Origin of the sequence: Curtobacterium sp. PhB172 (genome assembly GCF_003752545.1) — a bacterium.
GTDB lineage: Bacteria > Actinomycetota > Actinomycetes > Actinomycetales > Microbacteriaceae > Curtobacterium.
Genome location: NZ_RKIF01000008.1, coordinates 360,191 through 383,576 on the forward strand (window position 1 = coordinate 360,191; position 23,386 = coordinate 383,576).

General features: G+C 72.4%; 25 protein-coding genes. 8 read left to right on the plus strand and 17 right to left on the minus strand.

Features of this window, described 5'->3' with window-relative positions; all coding sequences use genetic code 11:
• Positions 1-36 precede the first annotated feature (36 nt).
• The 4 genes from EDF42_RS11410 to EDF42_RS11425 all read right to left on the minus strand — a co-directional run bounded on the left by EDF42_RS11410 (position 37) and on the right by EDF42_RS11425 (position 6,979).
• Positions 37-2,460 carry a bifunctional lysylphosphatidylglycerol flippase/synthetase MprF gene (locus tag EDF42_RS11410; protein WP_123672384.1) on the minus strand — a complete coding sequence of 808 codons (2,424 nt, stop codon included), beginning with the start codon at positions 2,458-2,460 and terminating at the stop codon, positions 37-39.
• Positions 2,457-3,797, minus strand: a complete 1,341-nt coding sequence (locus EDF42_RS11415; protein WP_260235402.1) for an esterase family protein — start codon at positions 3,795-3,797, stop codon at positions 2,457-2,459. Before EDF42_RS11415 ends, EDF42_RS11410 begins: the two co-directional genes overlap by 4 nt.
• A gap of 163 nt (positions 3,798-3,960) precedes the next feature.
• The gene (locus EDF42_RS11420) at positions 3,961-5,559 is read right to left on the minus strand and encodes a hypothetical protein (RefSeq protein ID WP_123672385.1); all 1,599 of its coding nucleotides are present in this window, start codon (positions 5,557-5,559) and stop codon (positions 3,961-3,963) included.
• Positions 5,560-5,647: 88 nt separating this feature from the next.
• Positions 5,648-6,979 (minus strand): hypothetical protein, encoded by a 1,332-nt coding sequence (locus tag EDF42_RS11425; RefSeq protein ID WP_123672386.1) that lies wholly within the window; start codon positions 6,977-6,979, stop codon positions 5,648-5,650.
• Positions 6,980-7,090: 111 nt separating this feature from the next.
• On the opposite strand from EDF42_RS11425, the gene EDF42_RS11430 reads away from it, so the two are divergent.
• Complete coding sequence (locus tag EDF42_RS11430; RefSeq protein WP_111084314.1) at positions 7,091-7,522, plus strand: GNAT family N-acetyltransferase; 432 nt, start codon at positions 7,091-7,093, stop codon at positions 7,520-7,522.
• A 40-nt stretch (positions 7,523-7,562) separates the two neighbouring features.
• Here the strand turns inward: EDF42_RS11430 and EDF42_RS11435 are convergent, their stop codons facing one another.
• A complete protein-coding gene (locus EDF42_RS11435) occupies positions 7,563-8,090 on the minus strand; it encodes an Lrp/AsnC family transcriptional regulator (protein WP_123292064.1) in 528 nt (175 codons plus the stop codon).
• A gap of 9 nt (positions 8,091-8,099) precedes the next feature.
• Entirely contained in the window at positions 8,100-8,666 is a 567-nt protein-coding gene (locus EDF42_RS11440) for a TetR/AcrR family transcriptional regulator (RefSeq protein WP_148067761.1), read from the minus strand.
• Between the two features lie 113 nt (positions 8,667-8,779).
• Here EDF42_RS11440 and EDF42_RS11445 point away from each other — a divergent pair, with 113 nt between their 5' ends.
• Together EDF42_RS11445 and EDF42_RS11450 are read left to right on the plus strand one after the other, a co-directional pair.
• Entirely contained in the window at positions 8,780-10,255 is a 1,476-nt protein-coding gene (locus EDF42_RS11445) for an MFS transporter (protein ID WP_111084317.1), read from the plus strand.
• Between the two features lie 197 nt (positions 10,256-10,452).
• The gene (locus EDF42_RS11450) at positions 10,453-10,893 is read left to right on the plus strand and encodes a phage holin family protein (protein WP_123672388.1); all 441 of its coding nucleotides are present in this window, start codon (positions 10,453-10,455) and stop codon (positions 10,891-10,893) included.
• A gap of 20 nt (positions 10,894-10,913) precedes the next feature.
• On the opposite strand, the gene EDF42_RS11455 is transcribed toward EDF42_RS11450, so the two are convergent.
• Together EDF42_RS11455 and EDF42_RS11460 are read right to left on the minus strand one after the other, a co-directional pair.
• On the minus strand, positions 10,914-11,420 hold the full coding sequence (locus EDF42_RS11455) for a hypothetical protein (protein WP_123672389.1): 507 nt from the start codon (positions 11,418-11,420) through the stop codon (positions 10,914-10,916).
• A 38-nt stretch (positions 11,421-11,458) separates the two neighbouring features.
• Complete coding sequence (locus EDF42_RS11460; RefSeq protein WP_123672390.1) at positions 11,459-11,848, minus strand: DUF5997 family protein; 390 nt, start codon at positions 11,846-11,848, stop codon at positions 11,459-11,461.
• 33 nt (positions 11,849-11,881) lie between these two features.
• On the opposite strand from EDF42_RS11460, the gene EDF42_RS11465 reads away from it, so the two are divergent.
• Together EDF42_RS11465 and EDF42_RS11470 are read left to right on the plus strand one after the other, a co-directional pair.
• A complete protein-coding gene (locus EDF42_RS11465; RefSeq protein WP_185040912.1) occupies positions 11,882-12,694 on the plus strand; it encodes a LysR family transcriptional regulator substrate-binding protein in 813 nt (270 codons plus the stop codon).
• Positions 12,691-13,161, plus strand: coding sequence for a GNAT family N-acetyltransferase (locus EDF42_RS11470; RefSeq protein WP_123672392.1), 471 nt, complete (start codon positions 12,691-12,693; stop codon positions 13,159-13,161). Before EDF42_RS11465 ends, EDF42_RS11470 begins: the two co-directional genes overlap by 4 nt.
• A 50-nt stretch (positions 13,162-13,211) precedes the next feature.
• Here the strand turns inward: EDF42_RS11470 and EDF42_RS11475 are convergent, their stop codons facing one another.
• From EDF42_RS11475 to EDF42_RS11500, 5 genes are all read right to left on the minus strand, one after another.
• A complete protein-coding gene (locus EDF42_RS11475; protein ID WP_123338812.1) occupies positions 13,212-14,024 on the minus strand; it encodes a DJ-1/PfpI family protein in 813 nt (270 codons plus the stop codon).
• A gap of 35 nt (positions 14,025-14,059) precedes the next feature.
• Positions 14,060-14,677 (minus strand): DNA-3-methyladenine glycosylase I, encoded by a 618-nt coding sequence (locus EDF42_RS11480; protein WP_123338811.1) that lies wholly within the window; start codon positions 14,675-14,677, stop codon positions 14,060-14,062.
• A gap of 37 nt (positions 14,678-14,714) precedes the next feature.
• Positions 14,715-15,641, minus strand: coding sequence for a VOC family protein (locus EDF42_RS19350; RefSeq protein WP_311316782.1), 927 nt, complete (start codon positions 15,639-15,641; stop codon positions 14,715-14,717).
• A gap of 388 nt (positions 15,642-16,029) precedes the next feature.
• Entirely contained in the window at positions 16,030-16,365 is a 336-nt protein-coding gene (locus EDF42_RS11495) for a hypothetical protein (RefSeq protein WP_111084327.1), read from the minus strand.
• Between the two features lie 22 nt (positions 16,366-16,387).
• Positions 16,388-18,058, minus strand: coding sequence for a sodium:solute symporter family protein (locus tag EDF42_RS11500; protein ID WP_123338808.1), 1,671 nt, complete (start codon positions 18,056-18,058; stop codon positions 16,388-16,390).
• A 142-nt stretch (positions 18,059-18,200) separates the two neighbouring features.
• Between EDF42_RS11500 and aroQ the strand changes: the two genes are divergently transcribed.
• Both aroQ and EDF42_RS11510 read left to right on the plus strand, forming a co-directional pair.
• Complete coding sequence (aroQ, locus tag EDF42_RS11505) at positions 18,201-18,644, plus strand: type II 3-dehydroquinate dehydratase (protein ID WP_123292051.1); 444 nt, start codon at positions 18,201-18,203, stop codon at positions 18,642-18,644.
• A gap of 311 nt (positions 18,645-18,955) precedes the next feature.
• Entirely contained in the window at positions 18,956-20,008 is a 1,053-nt protein-coding gene (locus tag EDF42_RS11510) for a Gfo/Idh/MocA family protein (protein ID WP_260235405.1), read from the plus strand.
• Between the two features lie 115 nt (positions 20,009-20,123).
• Here the strand turns inward: EDF42_RS11510 and EDF42_RS11515 are convergent, their stop codons facing one another.
• Positions 20,124-20,720 (minus strand): NAD(P)H-dependent oxidoreductase, encoded by a 597-nt coding sequence (locus EDF42_RS11515; RefSeq protein WP_185002809.1) that lies wholly within the window; start codon positions 20,718-20,720, stop codon positions 20,124-20,126.
• Between the two features lie 89 nt (positions 20,721-20,809).
• Here EDF42_RS11515 and EDF42_RS11520 point away from each other — a divergent pair, with 89 nt between their 5' ends.
• Positions 20,810-21,376 carry an MSMEG_6728 family protein gene (locus EDF42_RS11520; RefSeq protein ID WP_260235406.1) on the plus strand — a complete coding sequence of 189 codons (567 nt, stop codon included), beginning with the start codon at positions 20,810-20,812 and terminating at the stop codon, positions 21,374-21,376.
• Here the strand turns inward: EDF42_RS11520 and EDF42_RS11525 are convergent.
• The 3 genes from EDF42_RS11525 to EDF42_RS11535 form a co-directional block, all read right to left on the minus strand.
• Complete coding sequence (locus tag EDF42_RS11525) at positions 21,336-21,626, minus strand: hypothetical protein (RefSeq protein WP_123672395.1); 291 nt, start codon at positions 21,624-21,626, stop codon at positions 21,336-21,338. The two genes, EDF42_RS11520 and EDF42_RS11525, sit on opposite strands and share 41 nt — an antisense overlap.
• Positions 21,627-21,849: 223 nt before the next feature.
• Positions 21,850-22,116: a hypothetical protein gene (locus EDF42_RS11530; RefSeq protein ID WP_131921776.1), complete on the minus strand. Its 267-nt coding sequence runs from the start codon at positions 22,114-22,116 to the stop codon at positions 21,850-21,852.
• A gap of 93 nt (positions 22,117-22,209) precedes the next feature.
• Positions 22,210-23,385 (minus strand): cysteine desulfurase family protein, encoded by a 1,176-nt coding sequence (locus tag EDF42_RS11535; RefSeq protein ID WP_123672396.1) that lies wholly within the window; start codon positions 23,383-23,385, stop codon positions 22,210-22,212.
• Position 23,386: the final 1 nt, after the last annotated feature.

Here is a 23,386-nt window from a genome sequence, read left to right on the forward strand (position 1 = left end):
CGCGTCCACCGCACCGGCCCCGCCGACCATGCCGGGTCAGCCGCGTCCGCGCGCGAGCGCGACCGCCTGCCGCAGCGACAGGTCCGGCAGGTACGCCCGGACGACCGCGAGGCCGATCGACGGCAGCGCGACCGGGTCGGGGTAGGCGAGGACGAGCGGGTGCAGCTCCGGGCCGAACTTCTGCTTGAACCGGAGCAGCGAGCGGAACCCGTAGACCGGTTCGAGGACGCCCCCGACGAGGTCCAGCAGGCTCTGCACGCCATCGCTCGGCGCAGCGTTCTCACCCGCCTGTGCGAGCGGCGCCGCCGACAGGCTGAGCCGCTCGACACCGTCCTCGCGCATCCGCTCCGCGGCGCTGGCGACGAGGAACTCCATCACGCCGTTCGGGGCGGCACCGGTCCGGCGCATGACGTCGAGCGTCCACCCGACGACGCGGCCCGCGCGGTGGCTGGGGAGCCAGCTGGTGACGGCGAGCACCGTGCCCGCGGCGTCCTGCGCGACGAGGACGCGGACCGCCGGGTCGCGCATCTCGTCGACGCCGCCGAGCGTGAAGCCCATCTCCGGCAGGTCCCGCTCGGACACCCACTCCTCGGAGATCGCCTCGATCTGCCGCGTGGTCGAGCCCGGCAGCTCCTGCCAGGACGACCAGGTGGCCGTCGTGCCGTCGCGCTTCGCCTTGTTCACCGCCGTCCGGACGTCCTGCTTGCGCTTGCCGCTCGTCGTCCAGACCCTCGGGTCGAGGTCCGCGTCCTCGGCGACCGGCAGCGTGCTCCACCCCTGGGCGGTGAGGGTGTCGGCGGTGTCCGTGCCGATGCCGTAGAAGACGGCCGTCCAGCCCACGTCGTCGCACCACCGCGCGAACGCCGTCATGGCGTCGGCGCGGGCGTCCGGCCAGCCGAACGGACCGCCGACCGTCACCGCGACCCGGCCGTTCCGGCGGAAGGCGACACCGGCACGGCCGTCCGCGGCGAACCAGTACGCGTTGCCCTGCCAGGTCGTCATCCACCCGAACGCGTCACCGCCGCCGGCCTCGAGGAGCGCCCTGGCGCGTTCACGGTCGCCGTGGGTCCGGTCACCGTCCGCATCGGGCTCGACCGCCCCCGTCGGCCGGACGGCTGCGAAGGCGATGACGAACCAGAGCAGCGGACCGGCCAGACCGATCACGACGCGCAGCATCGGGTGCAGCGACGGGAGCCGGTCCCAGAACGTCACCGGCGCGATCGGACCGAGCGCGGCCACGGCCAGGCGCAGGGGGTCCTCGACGTGCTGCGGCGACGAGGCGGCCGTGACCAGGACCGCGGTCACGACGACGCCCGCGGCGGCGAGGACCGTCACCGCGAAGGTGACGACCCGTCGGCGTGACGGCAACACGGTGAACGACCGTCGGAGCAGCACGAGCACCACGGCGGTCGCGAGCGGGACGACGATCGACGCGGCGATGGACACGTCGACGACGAACCGGTCCTCCGGCCCGCGCAGTTGCTCGATCCGTCCCGGCACCGCGCCGTACGTGACTGCCGCAGCGACCGCCGTGACGACGTCGACCACGACCACGAGCCACACAGCGAACCGGCTGCCGCGGAACAGGCCGAGGCCGCCGACGACGAGCACGAGGAGCGGTGCGGCAGCGAGGACGAGGCTCCACGGGTCGGTCGCGCGGTACGCGAGCAGCGCGCGGAGGCACTCCCCCGCGACCCCGTCGGCGCGGCACCCGTGCACCGGCGTGACCGGACCGGCGCCCACCACCGCGGCGATCGGCGCGAGGATGCCGACCCGTGCGCGCGAGACCAGCGCGATGACGGGGCCGACGGCGGACACCAGCACGACGGTGCCGAGCAGCACCCGGGTCTCGCGGTGGGAGCTCCGTACCCAGCCGCTGCGCTTGGGCGTCCGACGGAGCAGCTCGCCGAGCAGCCAGCCGGCACCGGCGGCCAGCACGGCGTAGAGGTCCGAGGCGTGTCCGGCGTACAGCAGCAGCGCAGCCACCACGGCGAGCGCGTTCACCCGGATCCGGCGTCGCCACAGGGGTCCGGCGAAGGCGCTCGCGGTGACGATCGTCCCGACGATCGCGGTCCACGGGTCGAAGCTCGTCGCACGACCGAGCAGCAAGGACCCGACGTCGCGCCCGTCGGAGTCGACGAAGGCGCTGAGCGCGCCGATCCCGGTGCCGACCGTCGTCGTCACCACGAACGCGAGGACGGTCCGCCACGACCCCATCAGCCGCTCGGCCGCACCGACGAGGACCACCACCCCGGCCAGCGTGACGAGCAGGGCGACGACCCCGGTCGACACCGCGAACACCCGGAACGGGCCGTACGACACCGGTCCGCCGCCGTGCAGCACGCGGAGGACGACCGCGGCGGCCGAGGTGGCGAGCACGAGGACGACGATCGCGGCCGTCACCGGGTGGCGACGGACCGCCCGCAGTGGTCCGCGCCAGCCCCGCGCGGTGCGGATCACAGGGCGCCCGTCGTCGCGGGGAGCCCGAGGTGTGCGATGACCGTCGGCAGACCGTGTGCCAGGACGTACCGCACGGTGTTCCAGTCGTGCGCGGAGCCCGGTGACACCACGAGCGGTGCCTGCATCCCGACGCGTTCGGCGACCGCTCGGAGGGCATGGGTGGACGCCCGGTACGGAGCGTCGTCCTGGCCGAACCCGAAGACCGTCAGGTGGTCGCCGTACCGGCCGTGCGCGGTCATGATCGCGCTCGGCGACGCTGCGCGGTACGCGGCAGCCGACCCGCCGAAGCCCAGGGCGATCGTGTTCTGGACCGTGCCGTTCCGCGGTCCGGCCTCGCTCGAGATCGCCAGCGCGGACCCGAACACGTCCGGGTGCGCGGTCGAGAACTGCATCGCGCAGGTCGCCCCCTGGGAGAACCCGACGATCCCCCACGCGCTCGGCGCCGTCGCGACCGGCAGGTGCTCCCGGATCCACCGCACCGTGTCCGTCATCACGTACGTCGCGCTCCGGCCGAGGCGCCGGGAGTCGACGCACATCGGGTTGGGCTCAGGAGCACCGAGCTGGTCCGGGGAGACGACGATCGGGGCGAGACCGTGGTGGGCGTCGGCATAGCGCTCAAGGTACCGGCCGAGATCACCGGTCTGGAACATGTCCGCCGGCTGCCCGGGCTGGCCGGAGAGCGCCACGAGGACGGGGAGGGTCGGCGGGTGGGCGACCCGGGCGGCCGGCGGCAGCCACACCACGGCCTTCCGGGCGCGGAAGTGCGACACCGTGCCGGGGATCCGGACGCTCAGGGTCTCGCCCTCGCGCGGCATGCGCGCCGGAGCCCGCCAGCGCGCGGCGTCGACCACCGCCCCGTCGTGCGCACCGTGTTGCTGGACGGCGAGGGACCGCGTCGCGTACGGGTTCGTCGCGACCGCCTGCTCGAGGTCCTTGTAGAAGCCGAAGTCCACGTTCACCCCGAGACCGGCCGACAGCGCGACCGCGGCGGCCGCACCGACGGCGACCACCCGCAGCGTCCAGCCGCCCTGCACGAGGACGACGAGCAGCAGGGCGACCGCGGCGAACGCGAAGGCGATCCACATCCGGGTGACCGGGGTGAACGCGACGCCGAACAGGTCCTGGACGTCGCCCGTCCACCAGACCGCGACGAGCCCGGCTCCGGCGCCGACGAGCAACGCCGCGAGCCGGATGAGCACGGCCCGAACGGGGTGCGCACGGGTGCGTCGGAGCAAGGGGGCCGTGACGACCCAGGCGGTGAGCAGCACCGCGAGGACGTCCACGGGGACGAGGACGTCGCGGCTGGTGACGGAGAGGCGCAGCAGGTCGTGGAACACGGTCTCATCGTGGCGTCACCCCGCTGCTGGCCAGCCGTCGAGGCGCTTCGGCTGCACACAGGTTCGCCACCGTCCGGTCACAGCGGCCTGGCGGGATCCTCCCAGCCGCGGGCAGGGGGACGAGGGGCACCGCAGGTGCGGTGCCCCTCGTCCCCCGTTCGTGTCAGTGCCGCGTGCGCAGCACCAGGGTCCCCGCTCCGGCGAGGAGCAGCAGGAGCGCCAACCCGAGGGGGACGACCGGCGAGGTCCCTCCCGTGAAGGCGAGCTCGGTCGCGCCGTCACCGCTGGCGACCGTGTCCGCCGCCGTCTGCGCGACGGCCGGGATCCCGCTGGTCGCGGCGACCGCGGTGGTCACCACGCCCGTCGCGGAGGCCCGGGTCGGCCCGTCCGCACCGGTGGCGCCGGCCGGGGTGGTCACGACGCCGGGCGTGGTGCCGTTCCCGGCGTCCGTGCCGTCACCGGGGATCGTGCCCGAGTCCGTCCCGTCACCGGGCGTCGTGCCCGGGTCGGTTCCGGGGTCCGTGCCGGGGTCAGTGCCCGGGTCCGTGCCGGGGTCCGTGCCCGGGTCCGTGCCGTCGCCGGGCGTGGTGCCGCTGCCCGGGGTGGCGGCGGTGCCGTCACCGAGGACGCCGAGGCCGTTCCCACCGATCGTGACCGGCAGGCTGATCACCGGGACCACCTGGGTGCCGGAGAGCAGACCGTCGTCGCCGGAGGTCGAGCCTCCGGTCGACGGGGTCGTGCTGCCCGGGGTGGTGCCGGTGCCCGGGGTGGTGGCGGTGCCGTCGCCGACGACGCCGATGCCGTTCCCACCGACCGTGATCGGGACCGCGACCACCGGGGACACCTGGGTGCCCGAGGCAGTCCCGCTCGACCCGTCCGTCGTGCCACCGGCAGCCGGAGCCGGACCGGCAGCCGTGCCGGTCCCCGCAGCGGTCGTCGTGCCCGCCGAGGTGCCGTCACCGAGCAGCCCGATGCCGTTGCCGCCGATCGTGACCGGGACGTCGACCAGTCCGCCGACCTGCGTGCCCGAGAGCAGCCCGTCGTCGCCGGACGTGCTCGGCGCGGTCGTGGCCGGTGCGGTCGTGGCCGGAGCGGCCGGTGCCGGCGTCGCCGCCGGGCCGGACACGGCAGCCGCGCCGTCCCCGAGGACTGCGATGCCGTTGCCGGACACCGTCACCGGGACCGACACGACCGGGGCGACCTGGGTCCCCGAGACCGTGCCGTCCTCGCCCGAGGTGACCGGTGTGGGAGCGGTGGGAGCGGCCTGTTGCGCCGGGGCGGGTGCCGCCGCGGCCGGAGCAGCAGCCGGGGTCGACACCGCGTCGCCACCGACGGCGACGGCGTTGCCACCGACGGAGACCGGGGCGGTCACGGCCGGCGCCACCTGGGTGCCGGAGGCCGTGCCGTCGGCGCCCGAGGTCGTCGGCGCAGGCGCAGGCGCAGGCGCTGGAGCAGGCGCAGGCGCTGGAGCAGGAGCCGGCGCCGGCGCCGGCACCGGAGCGGGCGCCGGAGCGGCCGCTGGGGCTGCAGGAGCCGCAGGATCCGCGGCAGGCGAGGTCGCCGACGTCACCGCGTCGCCGAGCACCCCGAGGGCGTTGCCGGTGAGGGACACCGGAGCGTCCACCGAGGGAACCACCTGGGTTCCGGACACGGCGCCGTCCGCCCCGGAGGTCGTGGCAGCGTTCGCCGCTGCCGCCCCTCCGAGCGTGAGGCCGCCGACGAAGAGGGCGAACCAGAGCCCTCTCGAGACGTACTTGTTCATGTTCGTACTCCCTGATCGAGATCGTTGGCCGACCGCGGTCGCGGTCGGTGTGTGTGCGTGCCTGCCGTGGCGGACAGGCGCACCGATCTCAGTCAGGGGCGACGTCGTGCTCGCCGACGAAGGATGCGGGGACCGCGTCGTCGGAGAGCGTGCCGCGAGACCCCGCGGCGAGGGAGACGATGTCGTCGGTCGAGCCGACGATGCCGACGGCTGCGGCGCCGCCGGGAGTCGAGGTGGCGCTGCCCCCGAGGACGCCCGCGCCGCCCGGGCCGTCGGACGGCGCGTGGCCGTCGCCCGGCTCGGGGACGAGCAGGGCGGTGCCGCCCAGGGTCGCGTCCTGCACGGCACCAGCGACGGGGCCGGCGAGCGGTCCGGTCACGAGGGCGGACGGGACGGCCACACCGGGACGGCGCTCGACGCTCGCTCCGGGAGCGGCACGATCGTCGGTCGACGCGACCGTGGGCGCGGACGGGGCCGTCGCCGGGTCGGCAGCCTGCGGCGATCGCGCGGACGGGACAGCCGAGCCGGGCACGCCGGACGGGGTGGTGCCGACGACGACCGGAGGCGCGGTGACGTCGATGACGGGATCCGTGCCTCCTGGCAGGACGCCACCGACCGACGGGACCACGCCCGCGACGACGTCGGGGACCTGTCCGACGATCGTGCCGACACCGCCGAGGGTGTCGTCGACCAGGCCGGTGACGGGAGCGGTGACCGTGCCGAGGGTGTCGTCACCGACGACGGGGCCGACCACCGGGACGTTGCCGACCACGTGGTCGAGCGTGTCGACGACCGTGGTCACGGGTCGCGCGTCGGTGACCGTCCGCACGGTCCCGGTGACGGGACGCAGCACCGTCGCGACGGTGTCGGTGACGGGCCGGGAGGCGGTGCCCACGTGCTCGACGACGCCCTGCACCGGGTGCGTGGCCGGCTCGGCCGCCGGGGCGGTCGTGGCCGGCACCGCGGGCGCGGTCGCCGGAGCGGCGGGGGTCGGAGCTGCGGGAGCCGGCCCTGCTGGGGCGGGGGCGACGGGAGCCGGCGCAGGCGCGGGCGCTGCCGGGGGTGCCGGGGCTGCCGGGGCTGCCGGGGCTGCCGGGGCCGGCTTCGGGGGTGCCGGCGCGGGTGCCGGTGCTGGCTTCGGAACTGACGCGACCGCCTTGCGGACGGGGTCCACGACACCACCGACGACCTGTCCGACGCCACCGGACACGTCGTGCACGGTCTCGCCGAGCCCGTCGACCACACCGCTGACGAGCCCGCGCTGCTGCGTCTGGGCGGGCGGAGTGGACGCTGCCTCGGCAGCCGAGGCCGGACGGGCCCCGAACGCCAGGGACAGCAGCACGAGGGCAGCGAGGGTCCCGACGCCCAGCAGGGCGATCCGGAGCACCGCGAGCCAGGGTGCGCGCGACGTCGTGTCCATGCGCTCACCTCCTGAACTCGGCTGCGCACGTAGAGTGGTTGACCGGCAATGTACGCCGGTCCGTTCCGGAACGCACCCCGTTCTGGAAGAAATTCTCAGGAAAGGCCGTCCGTGGTCTCGATCTTCTCCGCCCCGACCCGCAACCTGGACATCGTCACGCTGCACGAGATCCTCCGCCTCCGACAGGACGTCTTCGTCGTCGAGCAGGGGGCCGCGTACGGCGACATCGACGGGCGTGACCTCGAGCCCGGCACGGTGCAGTTCTGGGCAGGCCAGGGCTCGGTGGACGCCACGCTCCGGCTCCTGCGCGAACCCGACGGCACCGAACGCATCGGCCGGGTCGTCACGGCGGCGCACGCCCGCGGGCAGGGCCTGTCGGGGCAGCTGATCGAAGCCGCGATCGCCGAGTCCCGCTCCGCGAGCATCGCCCTCGGCGCCCAGTCGCACCTCGAGCAGTGGTACGCCCGCTTCGGGTTCGTGCGCTCCGGGGACGAGTACCTCGAGGACCGGATCCCGCACGTCCCGATGACCCGCCAGCGCTGACCGGACCGGCGCGTCAGGCGCGTCTGCGTGGGCGGGCGCGTCAGGCGCGCCAGCGGCGGAGCTCGTCGAACGAGCGGCCCTGCGTGGACCGGTCGGCGACGAGCCGCTCGAACACGATGTTCGTCTGGGTCGTCGCCACCGACGGGTCGCCGCTGAGCTCGTCGGCGACGAAGTCCCGCAGCTGCTCGGTCGACTCGCACGCGATGTGCACGAGGAAGTCCTTGTCGCCGGCCAGGAACGAGACGTCCTGCACGACGGGCACCCGGAGCAGTCGCTTCGCGAAGTCACGGAGTTCGTGGCGGGCCGCGGCGTGGACCCGGACGGAGACCATCGCCTCGATCGAGAAGCCGAGTCGCGCGATGTCGACCTCGGCCCGGTAGCCGCGGATCACCCCGGCGTCCTCGAGGGCCCGGACCCGGGTCAGGCACGTCGACGGCGCGATGCCCACGGCGGCCGCGAGCCGGTTGTTCGGGATCCGGGCGTCGCCGGCCAGGGTCCAGAGGATGCGCTCGTCGACCTCGTCGAGGCGCGGGGCGGGGTCGGGACGGCGAGCTGGTCGGTCGGACACGGCTCGACGCTACCGCGACGGTGCGAGCAGGGCGCGGAGCGCGTCGTCGAGCGCCCCGGCCACGACGTCGTCGTCGGCCGACGCGAGCGGCTCCACCGCGGTGGACCGCCGGAGCATCGTCATCCCGAGCACCACCGACAACGCGATCTCGGCCCGGACGAGCAGTTCCTCGGAGACCTCGCCGCCGACGGCCGTGGCGAGCCGTTCCGCGTACCGGCGGAGGGTCTCTCGGCGGATGGCGTCGGCACCGTCGTCGCCGGAGGACCGGAGCAGCAGCATGAGCTGGAGGGAGTCGTCGTCGGTCGGCGCGCGCACCACGTGCGAGACCAGGCCGGCCAGCGCGCGCTCGAGGCCGCGCTCGACGGGCTGCTCGACCCCGAGGTCCTGCACCACCCGGTCGAGGCAGGCGCGGAACAGCCCTTCCTTCGATCCGAAGTAGCGGTTGATCAGCGCGACGTTGACCCCGGCGTCTGCGGCGATGTCCCGCACCGTCGTCGCCTTGTACCCGTCGAACGCGAACCGGTGCCGCGCCGCCTGCACGAGCAGCAGTCGGGTGGCGGCGGCGTCCTTGCTCATGGGTCGAAGCGTACCGGCCGGACCCGGGATGTAAGCAAGTGTTGACATCGCGTGAGAACTGCGTACCCTCGTCAAGTCAGCAATTGTTTACATCACCCGAGACACGGAGCACGATGACCGACACCATGCAGAGCCCCCGCACGGGCTCGCACCCCACCACCGCCGGACACCGGCCGAACAGCACGGCGATCATCGTCTACCTGTCCCTCGGCGGGCTGTCGTTCGCGGTCCTGCAGTCGCTCGTCGCCCCGGCGCTGTCGACCATCGGACAGGACCTCGGCGCCTCGACGAGCGCGACGAGCTGGGTGCTCACCGCCTACCTGCTCTCCGCGTCGGTGCTCACGCCGATCCTCGGGCGTCTCGGCGACATGATCGGCAAGCGCAAGGTCCTGATCGTCGTGCTGTCGATCCTGCTCGTCGGCGCCGTGCTCGCCGCGCTGGCACCGAACCTCGGCGTCCTCATCGTCGGCCGTGCGCTGCAGGGCGCCGCCGGCGCGGTGATGCCGCTGTCGATCGGCATCGTCCGCGACGAGCTGCCGAAGGAGAAGGTCAGCGTCACGATCGGTCTGCTCTCCGCGATCTTCGGCATCGGCGCCGGCGTCGGCATCGTCGCCGCCGGACCGATCGTCGAGCACCTGTCGTGGCACTGGCTGTTCTGGCTGCCCGCCGTGCTCGTCGTCATCGCCCTGCTCGGCGCGATCTTCGGCATGCCGGAGTCGCCGGTCCGCAAGCCCGGCCGCCTCGACATGGTCGGCACGTTCGTCCTCGCCGTCTCGCTCGTCTCGATCCTGCTGGCCGTCAGCGAGGGCGAGACCTGGGGCTGGGGTGACGGCAAGACCATCGGCCTGCTGGTCCTCGGCGCCGTGGCACTGGTCGCGTTCGTCCTGGTCGAGCTCCGCGTCGCCGAACCGCTCATCGACGTCCGCTTGTTCGCCGTCCGCGGCGTCTGGACGGCCCACGTCGTCGCGCTCGTCTTCGGCTTCGCGATGTTCGGCACCTTCGTGCTCGTGCCGACCCTGCTGCAGCTGCCGAGCGCCCTCGGCTACGGCTTCGGCAAGGACGTCACCCAGGCCGGTCTCTTCCTGCTGCCGACCGTCCTGATGATGATCGTCGCCGGGCCGATCGCCGGCATCCTCGTCCGCAAGGTCGGTCCGAAGCCGCCCATGCTGCTCGGCGGGATCGCCATCGTCGCCGCGTTCCTGCTGCCCGCGATCGCGCACGGCGAGCTCTGGCAGGTCGTCGTCTCCGGCATCCTGACCGGCATCGGCATCGGCCTGGCCCTCGCCGCGTGCTCGAACGCCATCATCGAGAGCGTCCCCGCGAACCAGACCGGCGAGGCCATCAGCGCCAACACCGTCGTCCGCACGATCGGCTCGAGCGTCGGCACCGCGGTCATCGCGGCCCTCATCACCTCGCACAGCACCCCGCAGGGCCTGCCGACCGACGACGCCTTCACCATCGGGTTCTGGGCGTGCACCGGCGTGGCGGTCCTCGCCGTCCTCGCCGCGCTCGCGGCCCCGTCGATGCGCGCGCGCCGCGCAGCGGCGGCGGCCCGTGGCATCGACGACCTCGAGGAGATCGCCGAGTAGGGCCCTCGGCCCGACCACCCCGGGAGGCCCGTCCTGCGTCGTCGACGCGGGGCGGGCCTCCCGGCAGTCGCGCCCACCGCCACCGGCGGCTCCGCAAGCTGGGAAGCGACCGAGCACGCCGCCACCGACGTGACGATCATCGGACCGGACGCGTCAGAGCAGGTGGACGCGATCACCGCGCCCCGGACAGGAGACCCATGAGCACCACGGACCACGACGACACCACGACGAGCAGCAAGCCGTCCTTCCGCGACACCGTCACCGCCGGTCTGGTGCAGAAGGCGCTGGAACCCGTGCTGCGCGCCGTCCGTGACGAGGTGGCCTCGGCTCGGCGGGAGATCAGCGAGCGGGCGAACGGCGCGAAGACCGGGCTGGTGCTCACCGGCGCCGCGGTGGCCTTCGCACTGACCACGCTCGTGCTGCTGGCCGGCCTCGTGGTGGCGCTCCTGGCCCTGGCGCTGCCGGTCTGGGCGGCGACGGGGATCACGTTGGTGGTGTTCGCCGTCGTCACCGCGATCTTGTTCGTGGTCGGACTCCGAGGGCTCCGACGGGGCGTGCCGCCGGTGCCGAAGGACACCATCCGCGCAGCGAAGGACCGTGTCACGCACACGGGCGACTCGTCGGCCACGACCGACTGAGCACCGACGGCGCTCGAGCGCTACATCGCGAGGGTCATGCCGACGACGGCGACCGTCATCGCGAAGACCTCGCCGCTGCGCACGGCCCGGCGGTCGTCCTGCGCCCACTCGTACCGCAGCAGCCACCCGCTGAACGCGCAGTAGCCGATCACGCCGGCACCGAGCACCGCGGACAACGCGATGCCGTGTCCGGCGTGCCCGTCGGCAACGCCGGTCGCGTGGCCCATCAGGAGCATGCCGGCCATCACGACCGCCGACAGCGCGCGGTGCACGTCCATCGGCTCGGCGCGGCGGCCGTCGGCACGGCGTCGGCGCATCACCGGCAGCGGAGCGAGCAACAGCAGGAGCGTCGCGGCGAACAGCGTCCACACCGCGCCCGCGTGCACGACGGGCATGAGCATCGCGACGAGCATCACCGCGGCCGGCACGATCACGCCGGGGCGCGGTCGGTAGCGGTCCCCGACGATGCAGCACACCGACGCGAACTGCGGCACGACGAGCATGGCGTCGGCGACGGTCTCGTGCACGGCGGGTCCTCAGCTGCGGCGGCGCGGTGCCGGGCGGGTCAGTCCTCGGCGCGGGCAGCGGCCTTGGCGGCGCGCTCATGCTTCACACGGGCGTTCTCGACGTGCACGGCGGCCTGTGTCTCGCGCTCGCGGACGAGCCACTCGGGCTTCTGCTCGAGCAGCGTCTTGATCTCCGCCGTGGTGAGCGCGTCGTCGATCCCCGCACGGGTCAGCCCCGAGATCGAGATGCCGAGCTTCTGCGCCACGACGGGTCGCGGGTGCGGGCCGTCGCGTCGGAGGTCCTCGAGCCACGTCGGGGGTTCGGTCCGGAGCTCGTCGAAGGCGGTCCGTGTGACGGGAGCGCCCTGGAAGGACTCCGGAGCGGCCGCCAGCAAGATGCCGAGCTTCTTCGCAGCCGTTTCGGGCTTCATGGTCTGTTCCTGCGCCATGCCCCCTAGAGTACGGCCCCTATGCTCGTCTGCATGACCGCGGCACTCACCATCGCATTCGTGCCCGGGGTCTCCCCGGCCAAGTGGGCCCGTGTCTGGCGGGATCGACACCCCTCGATCGAGCTGCGGCTGCGGCCGATCGGGTCTGACGACGTCGACGACACGCTCACCGGCGAGGTCGACATGGTCTTCGCACGCATGCCCGTCTCCGAGCAGCACAACGCCATCCCGCTCTGGACCGAGACGGCCGTGGTCGCGATGCCGAAGGACTCCCCCCTCGCCGACCTGGCCGAGGTGGACCTCGCGGACGCCGAGGTGCACGTCGTCGACGCCGGTCCGGTGCCGGCCGACATCGCCGCCGCGCTCGACCTGGTCGAGGCGAACGTCGGCGTGGTCGTGCTCCCCCAGTCGCTCTTCCGCGCGGCGAGCCGCAAGGACCTCGTCGCGCGCCCGCTCTTCGGCGCGACCGGCACGCAGATCGCGCTGGTCTGGCGAGACGAGGACGCCACCGAGACGACCGAGGAGTTCATCGGCGTGGTGCGCGGACGCACCGCCAACAGTTCGCGGAACCAGCCGACCGGCACCGATCGCGACGTCGAAGAGGCCATGCGTGCGGCAGGCGGCGGTTCCAAGGCCGGTGGCGGCTCCGACGGTTCGGGCAAGAGCGGCTCGGGCAAGGGCGGGTCGGGCAAGGCCGGCGCCGGCGCCGGCGGCAAGGCAAAGGCGAAGTCGCCCGGCAGCGGCAAGTCCGGCAGCGGCAAGAAGTCCAACACCGGCAAGGGCCCCACCCCCGGCCGCGGGAAGATGCGCGGCAAGCCGAGCCGGGGTTCGAAGGGCAACCGATGACGGACACGCGCCTGCAGGAGATGCCGGCCACGCGCCTCCCGGCCTGGCTCGACCGGACCATGGCCGAGTACGTGGCGTCACGGATGCAGGCGGGTGAGACCCGCGAACAGGCCGAGGCGAACAAGCAGAAGTCGCTCGACCAGTGGTTCCCGGGCGGGGCCCCGGCCGACGGACACCTGGTGTGGGACGTCCTCGACCAGGACGACACCACGGTCGGGTACCTCTGGATCGGCCCGTTCGCTCCGGGCGGGACCGACTGGTGGGTGTTCGACGTCGAGATCGACGAACCGCACCGTCGTCGCGGACACGCCCGACGTGCACTCGAGCTCGGCCACCATGCCGCAGCGGAGCACGGCGCGACGAGCATCGGGCTCAACGTGTTCGGCTACAACACCGGCGCGCAGGACCTGTACGCCTCGCTCGGGTACGAGGTCACCGCGACGCAGATGCAGAAGCCGCTGGTCTGAGGGCTCTGCCGCTTCGTCACGGCAGGTGCTTCGTCAGGGCAGCTGTGTCGTCACGGCAGGACGGCAGCTGCTGCGCGGGTGACGCGGTCCCCGCGAGCCGCCTCGGCCGCAGCCCGTGCGCGGGCGACCACGACGGCGTCGGCGCGCTCGGCGGAGCCCGCGTCGAACGGCGGCTGCGGGTCGTACTCGATCTGCAGCTGGATCGCCTCGGCCGCTGCCCGCCCCGCGAGCTCGGCCGCCAGCCACAGCGCCATGTCGATGCCCGCACTGACGCCGGCCGCCGTGACGATCGCACCGTCGTCGACGATCCGCTCGTCGACCGGTTGCGCCCCGAACGCCTCGAGCATCGGCTTCGACGCCCAGTGGGTCGTCGCCCGTTTGCCGGCGAGGAGCCCCGCGGCACCGAGGACGAACGCCCCCGTGCAGACCGAGGTCACCCAGGTGGCGCGCTCGGCCTCGCGCCGGACGAACCCGATGAGCTCGGGGTCGAGCATCGCATCGAAGGCACCGTCGCCACCGGGGACCACGAGGACGTCCGCCGGACCAGCGTCGGCGATGGTCGTCGTCGGGACCAGCGCGAACCCGCAGTCGGTCGGCACCGGGTCGAGCGTCGCCGCCACGTACTCGACGCGCGCGCCGGGCACCCGGGAGAGCACCTGCGCCGGACCGGTGAAGTCGAGCTGCGTCAGGTCCGGGAAGAGCAGGAAGGCGATCCGGACCTCGGCGGGATCGTGGCCCGGCTCCGTCGCCGAGTCCCCGGCCTCGTCCGGCGTGGGAGCGGGCACGTCGACGGGCACGGCGACGACGTCGGCGTCGACCGGGTGGACGGGACGCACGCGCGGGTTCGGCTGGTCGGTGCTCATGCCGCGACCCTAGCCCGGTGCGGTCGGCATCCTGGTCAGTTCCAGACGCCCGAGGTCCCGCGCCGGTGGCTGCCGAGCAGGTGCGTGTCGACGATGCCGAGCGCCTCCATCAGGGCGTGCATCGTGGTCGGACCGACGAACGCGAAGCCGCGCTTCCGCAGTGCCTTCGACAGTGCGACCGACTCGTCGGAGGTCGTCGGGACCTGCGCGTACGACTCGGGCTCGGGCGTCGTCGCCGGACGGAACGACCAGACGAAGTCGGACAGCCCGCCGTCCTGCCGCAATGCGACCGTCGCGTTCGCGTTGGTGATGGTCGCGAGGATCTTCGCCCGGTTCCGGACGATGCCGGCGTCGGCCATCAGCCGAGCGACGTCGTCCTCGCCGAAGCCCGCGACGGTGTCGGGGTCGAAGTCCGCGAACGCCGCACGGAACGCCGGACGCTTCGCCAGGATCGTGCGCCAGGACAGGCCGGACTGGAACGCCTCGAGTGACAGCCGCTCGAACACGCCGCGCTCGTCCCGCACGGGCATGCCCCACTCGGTGTCGTAGTAGTCGCGGAGCAGCTCATCCGTCGATGCCCACACCGGCCGGGCGAGTCCGTCCTCGCCGGTCACCAGGTCGGAGTGGGGCGCTGCGGCAGGCTCGGTGTTCACGCCCCCATCCTGGCGCGCTCCGCCGACAGTGCGACGTTCACTCGGCCGGCGGGCCGTCCTGGGCGGCCTGCGGGTCCATCCACACGTACTCCCACCGGTGGCCGTCCGGGTCGGTGAAGCTCCGCTGGAACATGAAGCCGAGGTCCATCGGCGCGCGGTCCTCACTCCCGCCGGCCGCGACGGCGGCGTCGACGATGCGGTGCACCTCGTCCTTCGACCCGGCGGTGAGCGAGTTGATCACCTCGACGGTGCCGGCGTCGGCGATCGTCTTGTCGGTGAAGTCGGCGAACTTCGCGTGGGTGAGCGCCATGACGTAGATCGTGTCGCTGATGACGATGCACGCAGCGGTGTCGTCGCTGAACATCGGGTTGATCGAGTAGCCGAGGGCTTCGTAGAACGCCTTCGAACGGTCGAGGTCGGTGACGGGCAGGTTGATGAAGACCATCGTGTCCATGGGGAGGTTCCTTTCGTCACGCTCAACCTGGCCCGTGGCGCGGCGATGCGCAACCGTTCCGTCGCGGTACGAACTGATACGCAATATGCTGGTTCGATGCGCGCGTACGTCGACGAATCGGAGCCGGGCGGCGGACGCGACCACACGACGTACGTGATCTCGGCGGTCATCGTCGCGCCGAGTGCACGGCCCGATGCGCGTTGCGCTGTCGACGCCGTGCGACCAGCGCGCATGCGGAAGCCCCACTGGTACGAAGCCCTCGCGACACAACGGCTTTCGTGGCTCGAGCTCCTCCTGTGCGCCGTCGAGGTCCTCATCATCCGGTACGACGGTGTGCCAGCGCGGCCCGAGCGACGCCGCCGGCTGTGCCTCGAGCGACTCGTGTTCGAACTCGACGAGCGAGGTGTGCGGCATCTCGTCTTCGAGTCCCGCGGGCCGCACGCAGACCGCAACGACCGTCGCCTGCTCGATGCGATCCGTGACCGAGGACTCGGCCGCGGTCTCCGGCACGAGCACCTCCGGGGACCCGACGAGCCGCTCTTGGCGCTCGCAGACATCGCCTGCGGAGCGCACTCTGCCGGGGCTCTGACAGGCGCGTCGGCAACGACAGAGATCGTTGTCCAGTGACTGGCGACAGTCCCGAACAGCGCAAATCCCCGGGCCCCGCGCTGGCTGCAGGTCTTCCGGGGATCACTTCCGACCGAGAACACCCGATCGACATATCAATACTAGGGCCGTCACGGGCCGACCGTCAACCGGCGCCGGACCAAGGACGGTCGGAGGCAGGCGATCGTTTCGTACCGTGCCGCACGGGTGGCGCAGACCCGGAACGACGACGTCGCTGTCGTGCGACAGCGACGTCGTCGTTCCGAGTCGGCTCAGTGGCGCGCGACCGGGGTCAGGCGGACGCGCGGCCCTCGCCGGCGGCCTTCTGGTCGGCCTCGGCCTCGGCCTGGCCGATGATGTCCTCGGCCGGCACCGGGTTCAGGCGGTCCCAGAGGAAGAACAGCAGGCCGCCGACGAGCATCGACAGTCCGACCCACAGGTTGATGTGGATGCCGCCGGTCTTCTCTGGGTCGGTGTCCCAGTGGACGATCCCGACGATCGTCACGATGACGCCGTAGAGCACGAACAGGCCGCCGAGGATGCGGCGTAGGTCGAGGCGACGGGTCGAGCGGACGAGGGCGGCCTTCTGCTCCTCGGTCAGCGCGCCGGGGGTGGTGGTGTCACTCATGGTCGGTGATCTCCTTCGCGGATCAGAGGAACGGCAGGTACAGGACGACACACAGGATCAGTGCGACGGTGCCGAGCAGTGCGGGCGAGCGGTACCAGGCGGTGTCGGTCGCGACGGAGTCGCCGTGCAGGTCGATCTTGCCGATGCCGTAGACCAGACCGCCGAGCTCCTTCTCGTCCTTGGGCGTGGTGAACATCGAGACGATGAACCCGACGATCAGGACGGTCACGAACGAGATGATCGCGCCGTACAGGGTCTCGGCGGTCGCGGTGGCGAACAGGTCGGGGTTCACGAGGTACGCGATCCAGGTGATCGTCGGCGTGACGATACCGAGCACGTAGCCCCAGAGCGCACCCTGCGTGGTCATCCGCTTCCAGAGCAGACCGAGGATGAAGACGGCGAACAGTGGCGCGTTGAAGAACGAGAACAGCGTCTGCATGTACGTCATGATGTTCGACGCCTGGGCCGCGATGAACGCGGTCGCGATGCCGACCAGGACGCCGACGACGGTGACCCAGCGACCGGTCTTCAGGTAGTGGATGTCCGGCATGTTCGGCTTGATGTAGCGCTGCCAGATGTCGTACGTGAAGACGGTGTTGAACGACGAGACGTTGGCCGCCATGCCGGCCATGAAGGACGCGAGCAGGCCGGTCACCGCGACGCCGAGGACACCGGTCGGCAGGTACATCTGGATGAGCTTCGGGATCGCGTCGTTGTAGGTGAGCGAGCCGTCGGCGAACTGGTTGCCGACGACCGCCGCGGCGATGAGACCGGGGATCACGACGATGGCCGGGATGAACAGCTTCGGGATCGCGGCGATGAGCGGGGTCCGGCGCGCCGCGGACATGTTCTTCGCCGAGAACGCGCGCTGCACCTCGGTGAAGTTGGTGGTCCAGTACCCGAAGCCGAGGACGAAGCCCAGGCCGAGCACGATCGCGAGCCAGTTGGCGCCGATCGGGTTGGTCACATCGCCGAAGCCGGTGCCCGCCCAGGCCTGCAGGTGCTGCACGCCCTGGGTCTCGGTGATCGCCTTGCTGAGCCCGTCCCAGCCGCCGACGCGGTGCAGACCGACGATCGTCAGCGGGATGAGCCCGGCGATGATCACGAAGAACTGCATGACCTCGTTGTAGATCGCGCTGGAGAGCCCGCCGAGGGTGATGTAGACGAGCACGAAGCCGGCGGACACGACGATGGCCAGCCACTCCGGCCAGCCGAGCATCGCCTCGATGACGATGGCCATGGCGTAGAGGTTGATGCCCGCGATGAGGACGTTCGACACGGCGAACGCGATCGAGTTCACCAGGTGCGGGGCCTTGCCGAAGCGGCGGAGCATGAACTCCGGCACCGACCGGACCTTGGAGCCGTAGTAGAAGGGCATCATCACGAGCCCGAGGAACACCATCGCCGGCACCGCGCCGACCAGGTAGTAGTGCAGGGTCGCCATGCCGATCTGGGCACCGTTGGCGGCCATGCCGAGGATCTCGGTCGCACCGAGGTTCGCGGACACGAAGGCCAGGCCCGTGATCCACGCCGGCATCGAGCGCCCGGACAGGAAGAAGTCCATGCTCGTCCGGACCTGTTTGCGGGCGGTGAACCCGATCCCGATGACGACCGCGAAGTACACGATGACCATCAGGTAGTCGACCCAGCCCAAGTCGAGCCGGATCCCTTCGTTCGCTGCAGCGAGAACCATTCAACATCTCCACGTCAGTGTGTTGCAGTCGACAACTCCGCCGACCCGGACGGAGACGTTACACCGAATTGTGACCGTTCACATAGCCGAGGCATGTGTCTGCCGGCGGCGGCCCGTGGCCCGCGATCGCTAGGCTCGCCCCATGACCGACCAGGCGCGCATCCTCGTCCTCAACGGACCGAACCTCGACATCCTCGGGCGGCGCGATCCGGAGCAGTACGGCACCGTGACGCTCGCCGAGCTCGAGGCGATCGTGCACACCGAGGCGGCCGTGCACGGGCTGGACGCGGACTTCCGCCAGACGAACCGCGAGGGTGAACTCGTCGAGTGGCTGCACGAGGCCCTCGACGACTTCGCCGCGGTGGTGATCAACCCCGCGGCCTACGCACACACCTCGGTCGCGTTGCACGACGCGGTCGAGGCGCTGTCCGTCCCCGTCGTCGAGGTGCACCTGTCGAACACGTGGAAGCGCGAGCCCTTCCGGCACGTCGACCACGTCGCCACCGCCGCGACCGCGGTCATCGCCGGCGCGGGCGCCGACGGCTACCGCCTGGCCGTCGCACACGTCGCGTCCCTCATCGCCTGACGCTCGTCACTCGGCACGGGCATCTCTCGCCCCGCCGAGGTTCCGAGATCTCGGAACCTCGGCGCCGCTGCGGCCTCGGAGTGGAACCTCGGCGTCACGCGGACGGCAAGTCGTGGAACCCGGCGGTCGCGCACGTCGCCCACGTCGCCCACGTCGCGCACGTCGCGGACGTCGCGCCCGTCAAGCGCGCACGTCGCGCCCGACACGTGCGCACGAGGCGGACGGGAGGCCCGTGGCGGGGCCGCAGCGGGCCTCCCGTCCGCCTCGTTGGAACGTTCCCAACGCTGGCTGGACGCGCTAGGTTCATATGTATGGACAAAGTGCGCATCGGACTCGTCGGCTACGGCATCGGAGGGCGGGCGTTCCACCGCCCGTTCCTGCTGGACGCGACGGGCATCGACCTCGTCGGCGTCGTCGCCCGATCGGCCGCCAAGCGCGAGCAGCTCGCGACCGACCTGCCCGGCGTCACCGTGCACGACTCCCTCGGTGACCTGATCGCCGCGGGCGTCGACGCCGTCGTCGTCACCACTCCCCCGTCTACCCGCCGCGAACTCGTCCTGCAGGCGATCGCCGCCGGGGTCGCCGTCGTCGCGGACAAGCCGTTCGCCCCGGACCCGGCCACCGCGCGCGAGATCCGGCAGGCCGCCGCCGACGCCGGCGTCGTGATCACGCCCTTCCACAACCGCCGCTGGGACACCGACCTCACCACCCTCCGGAACGTGCTGGACGCCGGACGGGTCGGGACGCCACTGCGCTTCTGGTCCCGCTTCGACCTGGTCGAGCGGCACGGCATCGCGACCGGCATCGGCGGCGGCGTGCTCTCCGACATCGGCTCGCACCTGGTCGACCAGGCCGTGTCGTTGTTCGGACCGATCGCCCGGGTGTCCTGCACGCTCGACGTCCGCGATGCCCGCTCGCTCGGCCGTGACCAGGACGGCCAGATCGACGCCGGCTTCACGCTCGCAGCGACGCACGTCTCCGGTGTCGAGTCCGTCCTGACGTCGAACAAGGCCGGGTGGCTGGGTGCACGGCAGCTCCGCCTCGACGGTGTCGACGGCACGTACGAGGCCACGAGCACCGACGTGCAGGCACAGGCAGCCGTGGCGGGTGCGTCACCTGCCGACGACCGGTCGACCTGGGGAGTCGAACCCTCGTCCGGGACCCTCACGACGGAGTCCGGCACTGTCGACGTCCCGTCGGCGCAGAGCTCCTACACGGACTACTACGAGCGGTTCGCACGGGCCGTCCGCGGGCTCGGTCCGGTGCCGGTGACCGTCGACGACGCGGTGCACGTGGTCGAGGTGCTCGACGCGGCGCGCCGGTCGGCGGCGTCGGGCGAGACGGTCACCGTCCCCACTCCGTAGGCGTTCTTTCCCACGACATCTGCGATGCGAGGTCGAATCGGGCGTACCTGGTGAGAACTTCAGACCAGGTACGCCCGAATCGACCAGGAACGCGCGGAAGGGCGGCGGCGCCGGGTCAGAAGTCCGCGGGGCGCCGCACGTCGGCCAGGCCGGCCGTGGCGAAGCCCCCGCGGATGATCGGGATCGCCCGTCGCACGGCCTGGTCGATGCGGAGTTCGAGGTCGACGTTGCCGATGTCGTAGCCACCTTCGCGCTTGGTGAAGTCGCGCTCGTTGCCGAACACCCCGATCGGCAGCGTCGTCGACTGGAAGAAGCCGAACAGCGGGCGCATCTGGTGCTCGACGAGCAGGGCGTGACGGTCGCTGCCGCCCGTTGCGGTCAGCAGGACCGGAGTGTCGACGAGGTCGTACTGCCCGATCCAGTCGAAGAACAGCTTGAACGCGCCGGAGTAAGCGGCGCGGAACGCCGGGCTGCCGACGACGAGCACGTCGGCGGCTTCGACCATCTCGAGTGCCGCCCGGGTGCGCTCGGACATCGCCTCACGCGAGGACGCGGCACCGAGGTCGGCCAGGAGCGGGCCGATCTCGATGGTCTCGGTGCGGGCACCCTCGACCTCCTGCCCGAGGCGCGCCACCGTGGCCGCGACCAGGGTGGACGTCCTCGAGGGGTCCGAAGGGCTACCGCTGACGCCGACGACCAGTTCTCCACTCATGCGGTCGATGCTCACACGCCTGCCACCGGGGCGGTCCGCGTGTGACGACATGTGTCGGGTGCCAGGCCCCCCGGGTAGCGTCCCGCGGCATGCAGACGTTCTTGCCGTGCGCCGATTTCCGGGCCTCTGCCGAGGTCCTCGACGACCGGCGTCTCGGCAAGCAGCGCGTGGAGACCCTGCAGGTGATGCGGGCGCTGACGCTGCCGGGGTACGGCTGGCAGCACCACCCGGTCACCGCGATGTGGCGCGGCTACCGTCCGGCGCTGATGGCGTACCAGGAAGCGACGTGCCGCGTCTGGCTCGACCGTGGGCACGTGGACACCTGCCTGGAGAAGACGCTGCTGGACCTCGGGCGGGTCCCGGAGGACCTGGCGGCGTACGAGCGCGGTGAGGTCCCGATCCCGCCGTGGAACGACGACGAGGCCCTGCACGCGTCACACCGTTCGAAGTTGGTGCAGAAGGCGCCGGAGCACTACCGCGCGCTGTTCCCGGACGCACCCGACGACCTGGACTACGTCTGGCCGGGCACGCCGGATGCACCGGGCACGCCGGATGCACCGGGCACGCCGGATGCACCGGGCGCGCCGGACGCCCCGGGCAGCACGGCCGCAGCCGTCACGCCACCGGGATCCACCGCGCACCGTCGCGGCGCGTGACGACGTCGGAGCGGATCTCGACCACGTCGCGAAGGCCGTGCACGGTCGCATCGCGCACGACCGCTGCCGTGGCGTCGTCGTCGGACCCGAACCGGACGACTGCGCACGGCACACCGCGCAGCAGGCGGACGTCCTGCGCCTCGACCACGGCGTGCTCGGCGACCAGCCGGGCCGCAGCGGGCAGGACGGCGTCGGGCGCGGTGCCGGCGGCGAGCGCGCCGATCGCCAGGGTCACACGGTACGAGGGCATGTCCCGACGGTAGCGGGAGCGGGAGACACCGGGAGCCCGCCGTGGGCTGCAGGGGAACTGACGTCGTTCAGGGGGGCGACGTCGGCCCACGGCGGGTCGCGGTGTGTGGCGGGACGCGACGACAGGGGGAACGTCGCGCCCCGCTCCGGATGTCGATCAGGGGTATCGGCATCCGGTCTGGGGCACCGGCCGGGTCACGGGAGGAGCCGGGCGGTGTCGGACCTCAAGGGTGTTCGGTGTCCTCTCGGTACCGGTCCGTCTCGATCGGTGCGGGCATCGATCGTCGAGCGGCGGCGGGTCGGATCATGGGGAGCAGGGCGCTCCCGACGGTCGCGAGGGCTCCGACGGCGGCGATCAGCCCGAGGGGGGCGGTGCCGAGGTCGTGCTGCGCAGCCAGGGCGAGCGCGACGAGGGTCGCCGGTGCGGGCAGGAGCTGCACCGCTCGGAAGCGGTCGTCCCGTCGCGTCCGGGTCATCATCACGTTTGCCATGTGGACACTCTGGCGCAGATTCCGCGTCCGCATAAGGGGGGACACGACCCCACTCATGGAGTAGAACGTCTAGTACACCCTGCGTTCGCCACGTCAGCCGAGTGCGCGGACGGTTGCCACGGCGTCCGCGACCGCTCCGACGACGACCGGCACGTCCTCGGCGCCGAGGGAACCGTCGAAGGTGAGTCGGAGCGCGGTGCGGGCGACCTCGTCCGGGATCCCGAGCGCGGTGAGCACGTGCGACGCCTCGGTGCTGCCCGCCGCGCAGGCGCTGCCCGACGAGGACACGACGTCGCGCTGTTCCAGCTCGAGCAACACGGTCTCGCCGTTGACCCCGGGGAAGCAGAACGACGCGTGCCCGGGCAGCCGGTGCTCGCGCGACCCGGTCACGAACGCGCCGGGGACGGCGGCGAGCACCCCGTCGAGCACGGCGTCACGAACGGCCGTCGCAGCGGCGGAGGCAGCAGCACCGCCGGAGGCAGCAGCACCACCGGACGCAGCAGCACCGCCGGCGGCCACCAGCCCGAGCGCCGTCGCGACCGCCACCGCGCCGGCGACGTCCTCGGTGCCGGAGCGTCGGCCCCGCTCCTGTCCCCCGCCGTGCAGCAACGGTTCGACGGGCACCCCCGACCGGACCGCGAGCACACCGGTCCCCTTCGGCGCCCCGAGCTTGTGCCCGGACAGCGACAGTGCGTCGACGCCCAGGACGTCGAGCCCGATCGGCAGCCACGGCGCGGACTGCACGGCGTCGGTGTGGAAGCGCGCGCCGACCGCCTGGGCCTCGGCGGCGAGCGCCGGGACGTCCTGCACGGTGCCGATCTCGTTGTCGGCGTGCGCGATCGACACGAGGGTCGTGTCCGGCCGGAGCGCCGCGCGCAGCACCGACGGGTCGACCAGGCCGTCCGACGTGACCGGCAGCACCGTGACGTCGAAGCCGTGGAAGCGTGCCAGGTACGCGCAGCTCTCGAGCACGGCCTCGTGCTCGATCGCGCTGGTGACGACGTGGCGTCCGCGTGGGGCGGCGAGCGCGATCCCCTTGACCGCGGTGTTCGCGCCCTCGGTCCCACCCGTGGTGAAGACGACCTCGGCCGGTCGGCAGCCGAGCACGCCGGCGACCGTGGCCCGTGCGGCCGCGAGCCCGCGCGCGGCCTCGTCCCCGACACCGTGCGTCGACGACGGGTTGCCGAACACCCCGGTCAGGTACGGCCACATCGCCTCGAGGACCTCGCGGCGGACGGGGGTCGTGGCCGCCCGGTCCAGGTAGAACACG